Below are 14,158 nucleotides of genomic sequence, written 5' to 3'. Positions count from 1 at the left end.
ACGGTGACCCGTCAGTCTGCGTCCAGCCCGAATGCTGTGTGAAGTGCGCGTACCGCCAGTTCTGTATAGGGCGCGGCGATCAGAACGGAAATCTTGATTTCCGAGGTGGCGATAACATCGATGTTGATGCCTTTCTCCGAAAGGGCAGTGAACATCTTTTCCGCAACCCCGGTATGGCTCTTCATGCCGACGCCGATGATCGAGATCTTCGATACGTCGCGGATCACCTCAATCCGCTCATAGCCGACATCTGCCTGGAGCTTTTCCAGCGTTTCGCGGGCGAACGGGCTGTCCCGGTCCGTACAGGTGAAGACAAGGTTGGCTTTGGAGGCTTCGCGGGAGGAGGCCTGGACGATCATGTCCACATTCACGCCGGCGCGGGCGAGCGCGGAGAAGATCTTGGCCGACGAGCCCGGCTTGTCGGGCACGCCGTAAAGCGTGACCTTGGCCTCGTCCCGGGAATAGGCAACGCCGCTGACGACCTGTTTTTCCACGATCTCTTCCTCTGAACAGACGAGGGTGCCGGGGCTCTCCTCGCCGGGTTTCACAAAACTGGACAGCACGCGCACCGGAACGCCATGGTTCATCGCCAGCTCAACCGAGCGCGTCTGAAGCACCTTGGCGCCAAGCGAGGCCATTTCGAGCATTTCCTCATAGGAAATCTTGTCGATGCGGCGGGCTTTGGGAACGATGCGCGGATCGGTCGTGTAGACCCCGTCCACATCGGTGTAGATGTCACACATCCGCGCGCCAAGCGCGGCGGCGACGGCCACGGCGCTGGTATCGGACCCGCCCCGGCCGAGCGTGGTAACGCGGAAGTCATCGGTCACGCCCTGGAACCCGGCAACGACGGCGATTTCGCCGCTGTCGATGGAATCAGGCAGCGAGCTGTCGTCAAAGCCCATGATGCGGGCGCGGCCATGGCTGTTGTCGGTCTTCAGGCGCAGCTGCCAGCCGAGCCAGGAGCGGGCCTTCAGGCCCCGGCGGCGCAGCGCAAGCGCGAGGAGACCGGCGGTGACCTGCTCGCCGGAGGCGACCACAACGTCATATTCATCGTCATAGAGGTGGCGCGGCAGGTCCTTGCCGGCGGCTCCGTCCGCGAGGGCGACCAGCTTGTTGGTCTCGCCCGACATGGCCGAGACAATAACAGCCATCTTCTCGCCTTTGGCCGCGCGGGCGGCGACGATCTCAGCTACATTCGCAATCCTGTCGAGATCGCCGACCGAAGTGCCGCCGAATTTGAGTACTGTCCGCGCCATTTCGCCCCAAATACCTTATGGCCCCTTGAGGCCCGCTCATATATCGGCCCCTCTAGAAGAAAGTTCGGCCGGGATCAAACAGGATTGCTAAACAATGGCGAGAACAATTGACGCGTCTGACGCCCTGCCGGTGACCCCCAGCATCGACCCGGATGAGGTGGCCAAATTTTCGGCCATGGCAGCAGACTGGTGGAACCCCAACGGCAAGTTCAAGCCGCTCCACCGGTTCAACCCCACCCGGCTGAAATTCATCCGCGAGACAGCCGAGCGGCATTTTGGCCTGCCCCTGGGTCAACTGGCCCCGCTCAAGGGCCTGCGCCTGCTCGACATCGGCTGCGGCGGGGGCCTCGTCTCCGAGCCGATGGCGCGTCTCGGCGCAGCAGTCACCGGGGTGGACGCCTCCGAGGCCAATATCAAGACCGCCCTTACCCATGCGAGCCAGCAGGGCCTCAACATCGATTACCGCGCCGGCACCGCAGAAGGCCTTCTGGCGGCGGGCGAAGCCGCGTTCGACATCGTCCTCAACATGGAAGTGGTCGAGCATGTGGCTGATCCCTCCAGGTTCCTGATGGACACCGCCCGGCTGGTGAAGCCCGGCGGGCTGATGATCGTCGCAACGCTCAACAAGACTGCCAAGGCGCTCGCCACGGCGGTGATCGGGGCCGAATACATCCTGCGCTGGTTGCCGCGCGGAACGCATGACTGGTCGAAATTCCTCGCGCCGGAAGATGTGTCCGGGCCGCTCCAGAGTGCCGGAATGGAAACCGATCCGCCCATCGGTGTCAGCTTCCAGCCCCTAAGCGGCGCGTGGAAACTGTCGGGCGATACCAGCGTAAACTATATGGTCGTCGCCCGGAGGCCTGCGCCGTGATCGCCCTGCCCTCACCCTCGACCGTCCATGCCTTCTGGTTTGGCGGCTCGGCTTCTTCGCCAGACGTGCTCAAGACCCATGCACCCCTCTGGTTCAAGGGCGGGGAAGCGTTTGACCGCCTGTTGACGGCGCAGTTCCAGCCATTGCTCGAAACGCTCTCGGCCGGGCCGCTCGCCCGCGACTGGGCCGCGCGCGGGGCGCGCCAGCGACTGTCGGCCATTATCGTGCTCGACCAGATGAGCCGGAACATCTTTCGCGGTAGCCCGCGAGCATTTGCGCAGGACATGCTGGCGCTTCATCTGTGCAAGGAAGGCCTGGCGGCAGGCGAGGATCGCGGGTTGTCCGAGACCGAACGGGTATTCTTCTACCTGCCGCTCGAGCACTCCGAGGCGATGGCTGATCAGGAACAGGCCGTGGCCCTCTTCACCCGCCTTGCCAGCGAAGCGCGCGACGAGTTCAGGGACTTTGCCAAGAACACGCTCGACTATGCCCACCAGCATCTCCACGCTATCGCCCAGTTCGGCCGGTTCCCGCACCGCAATGCAGCCGTCGGGCGCGAGAGCACGCCGGACGAGCAGGAATGGCTCGCCGAGGGCGGCGGCTTCTGACGATCAGTCGGCCGGTGGCGGGGCGGAGGAGACTTCCACCCTGCCCTCAAGCCGTCGGGAGGTTTCTTCCTGCACGGCGCGCGTCAGCGGATAGCCGCGCGCCAGGAAGCCAGCGAGCAGATACAGCAAGCCCGGCAGGAAGCCGAAGACGAGGACGAGGCCAAAGACGGCCGCGTCCGAATTCTCCTGGCCAGGCCGGAAACCGGCAATCCGGCCGACGATGAAATAGCCTACACCGAAGGCAAGGCTGGAGCCGACCTTGTTGAAGCTTGTGAGCAGCGCGTAGAAATTGCCTGCGCGGTTTTCCCCGGTCTCGGCGGCCTGCCATTCGACGACATCTGCCGTCATCGCGCGCGCAAGGAAAATCGGCGCGCTGAACGGGATGCCCGCAATCAGCGAGGCAATCAGGAAGGTGGTGAAGTTGCCATAAGGCGCCAGCGGAATGAAGGCGATGAAGGCGATGCCGGAGAAGGTGGTGGCGATAAAGTAGGCGGTGCGCTTTTCGGTTTTCTTGGCGAGCCACAGCCAGAAAGGCAGCGCGATGATTGCCATGACGAAGAACAGCATGAGTGTCAGGCTGGTCTGCGCGTCGCTGGCGCCGAAGGCGTATTCGGCAACAAAGAGGAAGTTGGCGGCGGTCACCGAAATGGCGGTTGAGACGAGGAGCTCAATCGTCAGAAGCCGGCTGAACATCGGGCCGCGTATGGCCTGGAGCAAGGGCCGGAGCTCGAACTTCTCGACTTGCTTGGACTCGCCGCGCAAAGGAGGATCGGGCACAAAGAAGCAAGCCAGTGCTGCCACAATAGGTAGCGCGATGATCATCACCCAGCCCATGACGGCAACCTGACCGAACCGGTCCGCCTCCACGCCAATTGTGGAGAGAATGAGCGGGGTGGCCAAAAGGGCGAGCATGGAGAAAACGGATATGATCTCAGGCCAGAGAAACAGCCGCGAGCGGTCGTCATAATCGCTGGCAATGGCAGGCACCCAGGATGACCGGGACGTCTGCAGCAACGTGAAGCCGATATAGAAAACCAGCATCCATCCGATGAAATAAGCCGGCCCTGCCCCAACGGGCGGCATGTAGACGAAGAAGGTGGAGATGCCGAGGATTGGTACACAGAGGATGATCCAGTGGCGCACGCGGCCCAGAGGTGTGCGGTAGCGGTCGACCATGTAACCCATGATGGGATCGGTGAAGATGTCCCAGAAGCGGAGCAGCATGAAGAGCAGGCCGGTCAGCTCAAGGCCAAGGCCCACCCCGTTGGGCGCTTCATTGGCGTAGAGCGGCGCGAGATAGACACCGAGGGGCAGGCCGACGCCGGCGATGGGGATGCTGAGCGAGGCAAACGCCAGCACTCGCGGGAACGACAAACGCTTGGAACCGGATTGGGACATGGCGCGCACACTGCCTTGAGCCAAGGTGACGGCCAAGTCATTTTTTAACTGCCGCCTCGCTTGACGTGGAAGCGATGCCACGCAAACTGCAGTTCCAAAAGCAGGAAGGAGAGGCGTCGCCATGATCCGCAACATTCTGGTCGGCCTGGGCGGCATCATCGGCATATTGCTGGCCGTCATCCTGTTCCGCACGGCGAGCTATGGCGCCGATCCGGTTGGCGCGCGCGTCGAACTTCCCGAAGCCCCGGCGATCTCGGCCGAGCGCGGCGCACAAAATCTTTCCCGCGCGATCCAGTTCCGCACCATCACGCTGGCGCCCGGCGATCCGCGCCCGGGCCAGGAAGGACCGTGGCTCGAGCTTCACCAATGGCTGGAGGAAACCTATCCGGCCGCCCATGCTGCGATGCAAAAGGAACTGGTGCCAGGCACGCTGACCCTGCTCTACACCTGGCAGGGATCTGACGCGGGCCTCAACCCCATTTTGCTGATGGCGCACCAGGATGTTGTGCCGGTGAACATCGGCACCGAACGCGACTGGACCGGCGGGCCGTTCGACGGCGAAATCGTGGATGGCTATGTCTATGGGCGCGGCACGATTGATGACAAAGGCTCACTCGTTGCGCTGATGGAAGCGGCCGAGGCGCTTGCCGTTTCGGGGTTTCAGCCCCGGCGCACGATTTATTTCATGTTCGGCCATGATGAGGAAGTTTCCGGATCGGGCGCGGAAGCGGGCGTTGCCCTTCTGAAGGCGCGCGGCATCGAGCCGGAAATGGCGCTGGACGAAGGCTTCATGATCGTTGACCCCTCGCCTCTGACAGGCAAGCCGATGGGCTTTATCGGAATTGCCGAAAAGGGATACCTGACACTGGAAATCATCGCGACCGGCGCGGGCGGGCACTCGTCCACGCCGCCGCGCGATTCGGCCGCCGTACGCCTTGCCCGGGCCGTGGTGGCGCTCGACGACAACCAGATGAAGGCAGACTTTTCCAAACCTCCGGTGTCTGATCTTTTCCGCTCGGCCGCCAATGACATGCCGTTCCTGCAGAAAATGGCTTTCGCCAATACCTGGCTCTTTGAAGGCATGATCGACCAGCAGATGAGCGGCATCGCCGCAGGCAACGCCATGATCCGCACGACGACCGCGCCGACGATGCTGGCGGGATCAGCGAAGGAGAACGTGCTGGCCCAGCGCGCCAGCGCGATGGTGAACTTCCGTATACATCCCAATGATACCGAAGAAGACATCATCGAGCATGTGCGCAAGGTGACCGCCGGGATAGACGGCATCGAGATCGAGATCGGTCAGCAGGGCATCCGCGGTCAGGGCGCCTCGCCGGTTTCGCCCACGGACAATCTCGCCTATGCGGTGCTGGCAAGTGTCGCCGAGGCGACGGCGGACGGCGCGCCGGCCGCGCCGGGCCTTGTTCTGGGTGCCACGGATGCGCGCTATGCCAGCGCGATCACCCCGAATGTCTACCGCTTTGCGCCTGCGATCATGTCACCCGATGACCTGACCGGTTTTCACGGCACGAATGAACGCCTCGCGGTCGAGAATATGGGCCGGCTGGCGACAGGCTATTCCCAGATCATCCTGGCAATGGACGCGGGCGAGTAAGCTGGCAGTTCGCAGGGGCCGGACCGGGCCTTGCGCGGTCAGTTCACCGGCCCGGTGACGCGCTCGATCGGGAGGGCGTAATGGCGGCTGCAGAACTGGCAGTCTATCGCGAGGTTGCCGTCGGGCTCGACGAGATCGCGCAGCGACTCTTCGGGCATTGCCCGCAGGGTGGTGAGGAGGCGGTCCTCATTGCAGGTACAGCGGTCGTCCACGATGCGGCTTTCTTCAAGACGCACGCCCTGTTCATGGAACAGGCGGAATAGAAGATCCGTCACCGGAAGGCCTGGATCGATCAGCTCGGCCGGGGTGAGCGTGGCAAAGAGGGCTTCGGCTTCGCGCCAGTCTTCGCTGGTGTCGCCGCGGTTTTCATCGCCGGCGATCCGCTGGATCATCATGCCGCCGCAGGTCCAGCCGCCTCCGGCGAGGGGCTCGACCGACAGGCGGATGCGTGAGGGCACCTGCTCGGACATTGCATAATAATCCTCCGCACACTGGGCGAGCGTACCCTTGTTGAGCGGCACGATGCCCTGATAGGGCTGGATGTTCGGATTGTCCTGCATGAGGATGAGGGCGAGCCGGCCCGCGCGCCCGAAGAGCTGGGGCATGTGGGGCGGCTTGCCCTTGTTGAGCCGGTCAAGATTTGCCCAGGCTTCCTGATCAAAGCGCAGATAGCCGCGCACGCCGCCGCTGGTGCTGTATTCGGCCACCAGCATGCGCACAGGGCCATCGCCTTCGGCCTGAACGAGGATGCGCCCGTCGAATTTCAGGGACGAGCCGACCAGCGCCGCCAGGGCCACGGCCTCGCCCAGCACGCGGGCGAGATTTTCCGGATAGTCATGCCGCGCCAGGATGGGTGTGATGCTCTCTTCGCCCATGCGCACGACGCGCCCGCGGATGGGGCGTTCATGGATCTGGAAGCTGGCGGTGAAATCTGTGGTCTGGAAGGCGGGCTGGGTCATGGGACATGCCCCTTTCGGGCTACGGGTCTTTCAAGGCGCCCCATGTGGCAGCGAGGGCCCCAAAGGACAAGGGGGCGGGCGCAATGGGCTGATTTGCAGCAGTTTCCTGACGCCCTCAGGCCGAGCAGCTTGCCCCGCCCAGCACGCAGAAGCTGGCGCACCAGGGATGGTTGAGCTTGACCGGGGCGGCGGTGGCTTCGCGCAGGGTGTTGCCAAGGTCGAAGGCCGGGTCGTCGACCAGCAGGGTGCAGGCGAGCACGCGGGGGGCGGAGGCGCCCTTGCGGCGCACGACCATGCGCTGGCTGGAACACATGATGCTGTCAGGCGACTTATTGAGGATGCCCCAGCAGGCGGTGGTAATTTCAGGCGGATCGTCGCGCGCGATCATCTCCGGGAAGAGGACCAGCTGTCTGGGGTCATCGGCGTCAATGGGAAGACCGAGACGCGTGATGAGCGCGTGGTAGCCCTCGCGCGCGGCAGCCTCGCTTTCGTGCAGCGACTGGCGCCCGGCAAGCGCCAGCGGAATGCCTGCCTGCGTAAGCCAGGCAAGCCCGGCGCAGGCCTCGGTGAAGGCCCCTGCCCCGCGCTCGGCATCGTTGAGGGCCGCGTCATGGGAATCGAGGGAGACGCGCAGGGTCATGCGGGCGCCGTAGCGGGCGGCGATGTCCTGAAGGCCTGCCTGGATGCGCGGGCGCATCATCGGGCGCATGGCGTTGGTGAGGAGAAGGAGGCTGTGGCCGCGTTCCAGCGCGGCGTCCATGATAGCCAGAATGTCCGGGCACATGAAAGGCTCGCCGCCGGTGATGCCGATTTCGGCAGGCTGTGTCAGCTCGTCCAGGAAGGGCAGGACATCGGCGAGGGTCAGATAAACCAGACGGTCATTCTTCGGACTGCTCTCGATATAGCAGTTGGCACATTCGATATTGCAGAGCGTGCCGGTGTTCAGCCACAGGGTTTTCAGGCCGGTCCAGGCGACGCTCGCGCGGGGCTCACCCTTGGCGGTGACGTGAGGATGGGAGAACTTTGCAGGGGTGGAAAGTGTGTCAGCCATGGCGGGACCCTAGGGCGCGTGCCCGTACCCGCCAAGCGGGGGGCGCGCAAAAGTGATGGGCAGTTCTATTTTCCAAGGCACCAGCGCAGGATGGCCTTCTGGGCGTGGAGGCGGTTTTCCGCTTCGTCGAGGATGAGGCTTGCCGGTCCGTCGATCACTTCGGCGTCGACTTCCTCACCCCGGTGGGCCGGGAGGCAGTGGAGGAATTTCGCGCCTCCATTTGCCAGCGCCATCAGCTCCTCGGTCACAGCGAAGGGCTCGAGAATCTGCAGGCGGCGTTCAGCGTCGGTATCGCCCATGGAGACAAACGTGTCGGCGATAACGACATCGGCGCCGGCGACGGCTTCCTCGGCGGTTCCATAGAGATCGATCCGGCCCTGAAGCTCGGCAGCGATTTCCAGATCATCCTCATCCGGAGCAAAGCGGGCCGGTGTGCCGATGGCGAGGGAGAAGCCGAATTTGGGCGCAGCATGGATGAAGCTGGCGCAGACATTATTGCCATCGCCGACCCAGGCGATGCGGGCGCCTTTCAGCGTAAGGCCGTGCTCTTCCAGCGTCTGCAGGTCGGCCATGATCTGGCAGGGGTGGGAGCGGTCGGTGAGGCCGTTGATGACGGGCACGGAGGCCGCCCCGGCGAAGGCTTCAACCTCGGTATGGTCGTTGGCGCGGATCATCACGGCGTCGACATAGCGGGAAAGGACGCGGGCGGTGTCTTCCACCGTTTCGCCGCGGCCGAGCTGCATGTCGCTGGACGTTGCAGTGATGGACGCGCCGCCGAGCTGGCGCATCGCCATGTCGAAGGAGAAGCGCGTACGGGTCGAGGACTTCTCGAAGATCATCGCCAGGGTATGGCCGTCGAGCGGGGCGCCGGGGTCGACCTTGCCCTTCGGCCAGCCGAGCCGCGCCTTCTTCATGGCATGGGCCTGATCGAGGATTGCGCGGAGTTCTGCGCTCTCCAGCGGCCAGATGTCGAGGAAATGGCGGATCGTCATGGGCGGGGCCCCCGCAAAAGAAAGGGGGCCGCATAGCGCGTTTCGGGGGGCATCGCCAGTCTTTGTTGGGAAGTCTTTGTTGGGAAGTCTTTGTTGGCGAGCGGGAAACAGGAAGCCCCTGCCCCGCCAGCTGGACGCAGGCGGGACAGGTTTCAGCCAGGCGTGTGGCGCCGGGTCAGGCGCGCTTGATGACCCGCACGACGAGCAGGAGCAGAACTGCGCCGATGGTGGCGTGCAGGATCGAAGCAATAATACCGGCGCCGAGGCTGACATTCAGGGCCGGAAAGAGATAGCCGGCGATGAAGGCGCCGAGGATGCCGATGATGATGTTGCCGACAAGGCCGAAGCCGAAGCCTTTGACGATCACGCCGGCCAGCCAGCCGGCGAGAGCGCCGATCAGCAGGAAAATAATGAGGCTTTCTACAGTCATGGTGCTAATTCCCAGGCATGGGGGATCAGCCCCCCGCGATCCTAACGCGCCAGCCCCCAAAAGGATGCATGGCGCCGGCGAGGCGTGATAGGGCCGGGGCGGGACTGAAAAAGTTTCCGGAGCCGTGTGTTGCCCGAAGGGCGCACCGGCCGATTTTTCAATCCCTAAATGTAGCGTTCAGGGAACAAGCACGCTGCCAGGCCGTTCCAATCCCCAACGACAAGGGGAAAGACCATGCAAAACTGCAATGAGGAAACTCAAAATTCTCTGCAAATATTAGAGATCTCGGCCCGGGCGCTGTGCGCGATACGGGAGGGCGCGCCATGATGATGCCCAACCCGCATTTCGCAGTCGATAGCAACCTAAAGTGGTATGAAATAAAGGCAGATTCAGGCCGTTTTGCCTCAATTGCCGATTGCATGCAGCACTGCCTGCCGGCCCTGCGGGCGTGCGCAGGCCTGTTCTATGGCAGCCGGGAAGGCGGCGATGAGCTTATCGAGCACTTCATTGCGGATGTGCTGGTCCGGGCGGCGGATGATGAAGGCGATCTCGCCACGCCGGCCGGCCTCTCCCGCGCGCTGGAGCAGCATCTGCGCGGACGGTTTGGCGACCGGCCGCAGCGCATTGCGCTCGCCTCCAGCCCGTGTACGCCGCGGGGCGTCTGGATGTCGGTGGACGAGTTCTTTGCCACGCTTGGCCATCTTTGATGGGTCAGAAGCCATAGGCACGCTCCACTTTCGCCACGCGGATATGGTACGCGCTGTAGAAGGCGTCGCGGCCGCGCTTCTGGGCGGCGAGGTGTTCGGCATTCTGTTTCCAGGCGCGGATGCCAGCCTCACTTTCCCAGTAGCAAACGGTGATTTCGCCCCCGCCCGGGCTCTGCGCGGTTTCATATCCAAGATAGCCCGGCACCGTCTTCATCAGGGCGACCATGCGGGCAGCCGTTTGGGCATATTCCTCCGCCTCCCGGCCTGAGAAGACGGCAGTGAAGATGACCGCCCAATAAGGCGCCTGCGGTGTTTTTGCGATCATGACGACCTTCCTCTTCACAGCTCCGTCATTGTCGCATGGCAGGCTGGATCCCATCTAGCCCCCCTTCTAGCGCCGGGGTTCAAACTGCCCTATGGGAGGCGCATTGTTTCAACCCTTTCCGGGAGTTAGCCCAGATATGGACAGAGTTCTCATCATCGGCGCCGGCGCAGCCGGTTCGGTCGTCGCCAAGAAATGCGCGATGGACCGTGATACCTTCAAGCACATCACCCTTGCCTCGCGCCGCATTGAGAGCTGCGAGAAGGTCGCCAAGGAATGCGTGACGCCGATCGACATCGCGCAAGTGGACGCCGATGACGTGGCCGCGACGGTTGCGCTGATAAACAAGGTGAAGCCTGACCTCGTCATCAACATGGCCCTGCCCTATCAGGACCTGCCGATCATGGACGCCTGCCTTGAAGCCGGCGTCAGCTATCTCGACACGGCCAACTATGAGCCACGCGAAGTGGCGAAGTTTGAATACTCCTGGCAGTGGGCCTATCAGGACAAGTTCAAGGCCGCTGGCCTCACCGCAATTCTCGGCTGCGGATTTGACCCCGGCGTCTCCAACATCTGGTGCGCCTATGCGCAGGAGCATCTCTTCGACGAGATCGAGTATATCGACATCGTGGACTGCAATGCCGGCGACCATGGCAAGACATTTGCGACCAACTTCAATCCGGAGATCAACCTGCGCGAAGTGACCCAGGACGGCAAATACTGGAAGAATGGCGAGTGGATCGAGATCCCGGCGCTCAGCATCAAGACGATGGTGGATTATCCCGAAGTCGGCCCGCGCGCCTCTTACCTCATCTATCATGAGGAAGAGGAAAGCCTTGTGAAGAACATCCGCGGGTTGAAGCAGATCCGCTTCTGGATGACCTTCGGCGAGGCCTACATCAAGCACCTTGAAGTGTTCAAATCCATCGGCCTGATCAGCCTTGAACCGATCAAGCATAAAGGCATGGACATCATCCCGATGGAGTTCCTGCGCGACCTGCTGCCCCCGCCCTCCTCGCTCGCCGAAGGCTATACGGGCAAGACGTCGATCGGCGTGATCATCCGTGGCAAGAAGGATGGCAAGCAGATTGCCAAGATGCTGTACAACGTTTGCGACCATGCCGAAACCAACAGGGAAGTCGGCGCGCAGGCCGTTTCCTACACGACGGGTGTGCCCCCGGTCTCGGGCGCGGCGATGTTCTTCAAGGGCATCTGGAAAGGCCCCGGCGTGTTCAACGTCGAGGAGTTCCCGTCTGCCCCGTTCCTCGAAGACGTGGCCAAGCGCGGCTTGCCAACGACGATTGTGGATGTCGCGCCCGGCGATCAGGACCCGCTGTTCGAGGTGGTGACTTAAGCTGTCATGCGGGGCGCCGCTACCAGCCACCGTTTGCAACTTACGTTCGCCATTTCGGTTGTGATGGCCGTTTGTGGCGCGTTGTTGATCCTGGCCGGGGGTGTCTCGCTAGCCATTGCCGACCGGGTATATCCCGAGCCGGTGCGCGCCGGAACGTTGGTTTCCATGCCCGAGCCCATGTTTCGCCGCCCCAAAAGTACATGGCTGGTTATAGAAGACGACTCCGGTGAAGAGCTTCGTCTACAAGTAAAGTCTTCGATCAAGATCAACGAAAACCGCCGGATCAGGAAAGAAGCCCGGACATTGATCGGCCAGGAAGTGCTGTTTGTGACCGACAGGCGCCGGGCGGGCATACTGGAATTACGCACTGCCGATGGAACCGTGGTTGTCTCCATACAACATACACGCAACGCCAGATATTTTGGAGCCTGGAGCGGACTCTTCCTAGGCGTATTCTTTTCCGCCCTCTCAGCCTTTGCGTTGATAAACATATCGAGGAAAATCAATGACAGACATTCAGACCCCCTGCTTCGTCCTTGATGCCGCCCGTCTCCGGAAAAATCTGGAGACAGCTCAGCGCGTGCGCGAAGAGGCCGGCTGCAAGGTGCTGCTGGCCACCAAGGCGTTTGCGATGCCGGCCGTGTTTCCGATGATGCGCGATTATCTCGATGGCACGACGGCGTCCGGCGAGCAGGAAGCCATCATGGGCGCCGAGGAATTCGGCAAGGAAGTACATGTTTATTCACCCGCCTATACCGAGGATGAAGTCCGTCGTCTGACGCAGGTCGCCCAGCACATCTATTTCAATTCGGCCGAGCAGCTGGGCCGGTTTGGCGATATTGCGCGGGACGCAGGAGGCAAAGTGGGCCTGCGGGTGAACCCCGGCTATTCCAATGCGACGCTGGGCGGGGATCTCTACAATCCCACCGCGCCGACGAGCCGGTTTGGCGAAGTGCCGTCAAAGCTCGCGCAGGTGAACTGGTCGGGCGTGGACATATTCCATGTCCATGCACTGTGCGAGAGCCTGCATGAAGGCTCGGTAGGCCTGATCGAATACGTGTCGGAGCATTTTGCGCCTTATCTGGAACAGGTGAAGGCGGTGAACTTTGGCGGCGGGCATTTTCTCAACAAGCCGGGCTATGATGTCGACGCTCTGATTGCGGCGATCAAAAAGTTCACGGCGCGGTTTGGCATCGAGGTGATCCTGGAGCCGGGCGCGGGGCTGGTGGTCAACACCGGCGAGCTGCATTCGACCGTTCTGGCACTGCACTGGAACGAGATGGACCTTGCCATTCTCGATGCCTCGGCCTCCACGCATATGCCGGATGTTCTGGAAGTGCCCTACCGCCCTGATGTGATCGGCGCGGGGCAGCCCGGTGAGCTTGCGCACACGTATCGTTTTGGCGGCAAGACCTGCATGACGGGCGATGTGATCGGGGATTATTCCTTCGACAGGAAGCTGGCGCCGGGTGACCCGATCATCTTTACCGACCAGATGCATTACAGCTTCGTCAAGACCAACACTTTCAACGGCACGCCGCTTGCCAATCTCGCCATCCGCTGGGAAGACGGGCGCGTCGAGCAGGTGTCGGACTTTGGCTATGGCGAATTCCGGCGTCGGCTGGGGCGCTAGACTCCAAACGTCTTCAGGCTGAACACCTGCTCATTGCCGAGCGCCGGGATGCGGCCGCGCGCCTTGGCAACGTCTTCCAAATCCAGCTCCGCCATCACAATGCCCGGCTCCGTGGCGCTGCCTTCGGCGAGCACCTCGCCCCAGGGCGAGACGATCAGCGAGTGCCCGAAGGTTTCGCGGCCGTCATCGTGTTTGCCAGCCTGAGCGGGCGCGAGCACGAAACAGCCCGTCTCGATGGCGCGGGCGCGCACCAGGGTGTGCCAGTGGGCCTGCCCGGTGACCTTCGTGAAGGCGGCGGGGATGGTCAGGATGTCGGCGCCTGCCTTGGCGAGGGCACGGTGGAGATGAGGGAAGCGGACATCATAGCAGATGGTGAGGCCGAGTTTTCCGAAGGGCGCAGTGGCGAGCACAGCGGTTTCGCCGGGGCGATAGGCGCGAGACTCCCGGTAAGTCTGGCCGTCGCCAACTTCGACATCGAACATGTGGATCTTGTCGTAACGGGCAATGACGCCGCCGTCCTGGCCGATCAGGAAAGAGCGGTTGGCGAAGCGGTCGTCAGCGCCGTCTTCAAGCGCGATGGCCAGCGAGCCGATGAGCAGCGTGATGCCAAGCTCGGCGGCGAGCGCGCGAAAGGCGGGCAGGCTTTCATCGCTTGCCTCAGCGCGCACCTTCGGGCGGGCCATGCCGGGGCGGATGTCGAGCAGGTTCGTCATCTCGGGCGTCGCAATGAAACGCGCGCCAGTCCCGGCTGCCTGCCGGACAAGCGCCGTGGCGGCGGCGAGGTTTGCGGCGGGCTCGGTGCCCGAGCGCATCTGGATACAGGCGGCGGTGAGTTTCATGGGCACCAGACTAGCGCGCTCCGCCGGCCGCCGCCAGCGTCTCGCTTGCCAAGGGAATGCTGGCAGGGCGCGATCGCTTCTGGTAGCATTGCCCTGACCTTCTGCGGAAGGGCGACGGGG

At 62.9% G+C, this 14,158-nt stretch carries 15 protein-coding genes; 7 read left to right on the top strand and 8 right to left on the bottom strand.

What is annotated here, in order from left to right:
• Positions 1–11: 11 nt before the first annotated feature.
• Positions 12–1,259: an aspartate kinase gene (locus tag KG722_RS13790; protein WP_213272506.1), complete on the bottom strand. Its 1,248-nt coding sequence runs from the start codon at positions 1,257–1,259 to the stop codon at positions 12–14.
• Positions 1,260–1,353: 94 nt separating this feature from the next.
• Between KG722_RS13790 and ubiG the strand changes: the two genes are divergently transcribed.
• Both ubiG and KG722_RS13780 read left to right on the top strand, forming a co-directional pair.
• Positions 1,354–2,130: a bifunctional 2-polyprenyl-6-hydroxyphenol methylase/3-demethylubiquinol 3-O-methyltransferase UbiG gene (ubiG, locus tag KG722_RS13785; protein ID WP_213272505.1), complete on the top strand. Its 777-nt coding sequence runs from the start codon at positions 1,354–1,356 to the stop codon at positions 2,128–2,130.
• A complete protein-coding gene (locus KG722_RS13780) occupies positions 2,127–2,738 on the top strand; it encodes a DUF924 family protein (RefSeq protein ID WP_213272503.1) in 612 nt (203 codons plus the stop codon). Before ubiG ends, KG722_RS13780 begins: the two co-directional genes overlap by 4 nt.
• Positions 2,739–2,741: 3 nt before the next feature.
• Here KG722_RS13780 and KG722_RS13775 read toward each other — a convergent pair whose 3' ends face one another.
• Positions 2,742–4,136: an MFS transporter gene (locus KG722_RS13775; RefSeq protein WP_213272501.1), complete on the bottom strand. Its 1,395-nt coding sequence runs from the start codon at positions 4,134–4,136 to the stop codon at positions 2,742–2,744.
• A 121-nt stretch (positions 4,137–4,257) separates the two neighbouring features.
• Here KG722_RS13775 and KG722_RS13770 point away from each other — a divergent pair, with 121 nt between their 5' ends.
• Positions 4,258–5,751: a M20 family peptidase gene (locus tag KG722_RS13770; RefSeq protein ID WP_213272499.1), complete on the top strand. Its 1,494-nt coding sequence runs from the start codon at positions 4,258–4,260 to the stop codon at positions 5,749–5,751.
• Between the two features lie 38 nt (positions 5,752–5,789).
• On the opposite strand, the gene KG722_RS13765 is transcribed toward KG722_RS13770, so the two are convergent.
• The 4 genes from KG722_RS13765 to KG722_RS13750 form a co-directional block, all read right to left on the bottom strand.
• Positions 5,790–6,710, bottom strand: a complete 921-nt coding sequence (locus KG722_RS13765; protein WP_213272497.1) for an Hsp33 family molecular chaperone HslO — start codon at positions 6,708–6,710, stop codon at positions 5,790–5,792.
• A gap of 115 nt (positions 6,711–6,825) precedes the next feature.
• Positions 6,826–7,761 carry a radical SAM protein gene (locus KG722_RS13760; RefSeq protein WP_213272495.1) on the bottom strand — a complete coding sequence of 312 codons (936 nt, stop codon included), beginning with the start codon at positions 7,759–7,761 and terminating at the stop codon, positions 6,826–6,828.
• A gap of 65 nt (positions 7,762–7,826) precedes the next feature.
• Positions 7,827–8,753, bottom strand: a complete 927-nt coding sequence (gene argF, locus KG722_RS13755; protein ID WP_213272493.1) for an ornithine carbamoyltransferase — start codon at positions 8,751–8,753, stop codon at positions 7,827–7,829.
• Between the two features lie 175 nt (positions 8,754–8,928).
• Positions 8,929–9,183 (bottom strand): GlsB/YeaQ/YmgE family stress response membrane protein, encoded by a 255-nt coding sequence (locus tag KG722_RS13750; RefSeq protein WP_213272490.1) that lies wholly within the window; start codon positions 9,181–9,183, stop codon positions 8,929–8,931.
• A 323-nt stretch (positions 9,184–9,506) separates the two neighbouring features.
• Here KG722_RS13750 and KG722_RS13745 point away from each other — a divergent pair, with 323 nt between their 5' ends.
• Entirely contained in the window at positions 9,507–9,890 is a 384-nt protein-coding gene (locus tag KG722_RS13745) for a hypothetical protein (protein ID WP_213272488.1), read from the top strand.
• A 4-nt stretch (positions 9,891–9,894) separates the two neighbouring features.
• Here the strand turns inward: KG722_RS13745 and KG722_RS13740 are convergent, their stop codons facing one another.
• Complete coding sequence (locus tag KG722_RS13740; RefSeq protein WP_213272480.1) at positions 9,895–10,215, bottom strand: antibiotic biosynthesis monooxygenase; 321 nt, start codon at positions 10,213–10,215, stop codon at positions 9,895–9,897.
• 136 nt (positions 10,216–10,351) lie between these two features.
• Between KG722_RS13740 and KG722_RS13735 the strand changes: the two genes are divergently transcribed.
• The 3 genes from KG722_RS13735 to nspC are packed head-to-tail and all read left to right on the top strand — an operon-like array spanning position 10,352 to position 13,199.
• Positions 10,352–11,566 carry a saccharopine dehydrogenase family protein gene (locus tag KG722_RS13735; protein WP_213272479.1) on the top strand — a complete coding sequence of 405 codons (1,215 nt, stop codon included), beginning with the start codon at positions 10,352–10,354 and terminating at the stop codon, positions 11,564–11,566.
• Between the two features lie 33 nt (positions 11,567–11,599).
• A complete protein-coding gene (locus KG722_RS13730) occupies positions 11,600–12,106 on the top strand; it encodes a hypothetical protein (protein ID WP_213272478.1) in 507 nt (168 codons plus the stop codon).
• Positions 12,072–13,199 carry a carboxynorspermidine decarboxylase gene (nspC, locus tag KG722_RS13725; protein ID WP_213272477.1) on the top strand — a complete coding sequence of 376 codons (1,128 nt, stop codon included), beginning with the start codon at positions 12,072–12,074 and terminating at the stop codon, positions 13,197–13,199. The genes KG722_RS13730 and nspC overlap by 35 nt, the downstream gene beginning before the upstream one ends.
• Here the strand turns inward: nspC and KG722_RS13720 are convergent.
• On the bottom strand, positions 13,196–14,038 hold the full coding sequence (locus tag KG722_RS13720) for a carbon-nitrogen hydrolase family protein (protein WP_213272476.1): 843 nt from the start codon (positions 14,036–14,038) through the stop codon (positions 13,196–13,198). The genes nspC and KG722_RS13720 overlap by 4 nt on opposite strands.
• Between the last annotated feature and the right edge of the window lie 120 nt (positions 14,039–14,158).

The organism is Hyphomonas sp. (genome assembly GCF_018402285.1).
Taxonomy (GTDB): Bacteria; Pseudomonadota; Alphaproteobacteria; order Caulobacterales; family Hyphomonadaceae; genus Hyphomonas.
The sequence above is the reverse complement of the archived record's forward strand: the minus strand, read 5'-3'. Positions and strand labels throughout refer to the sequence as shown.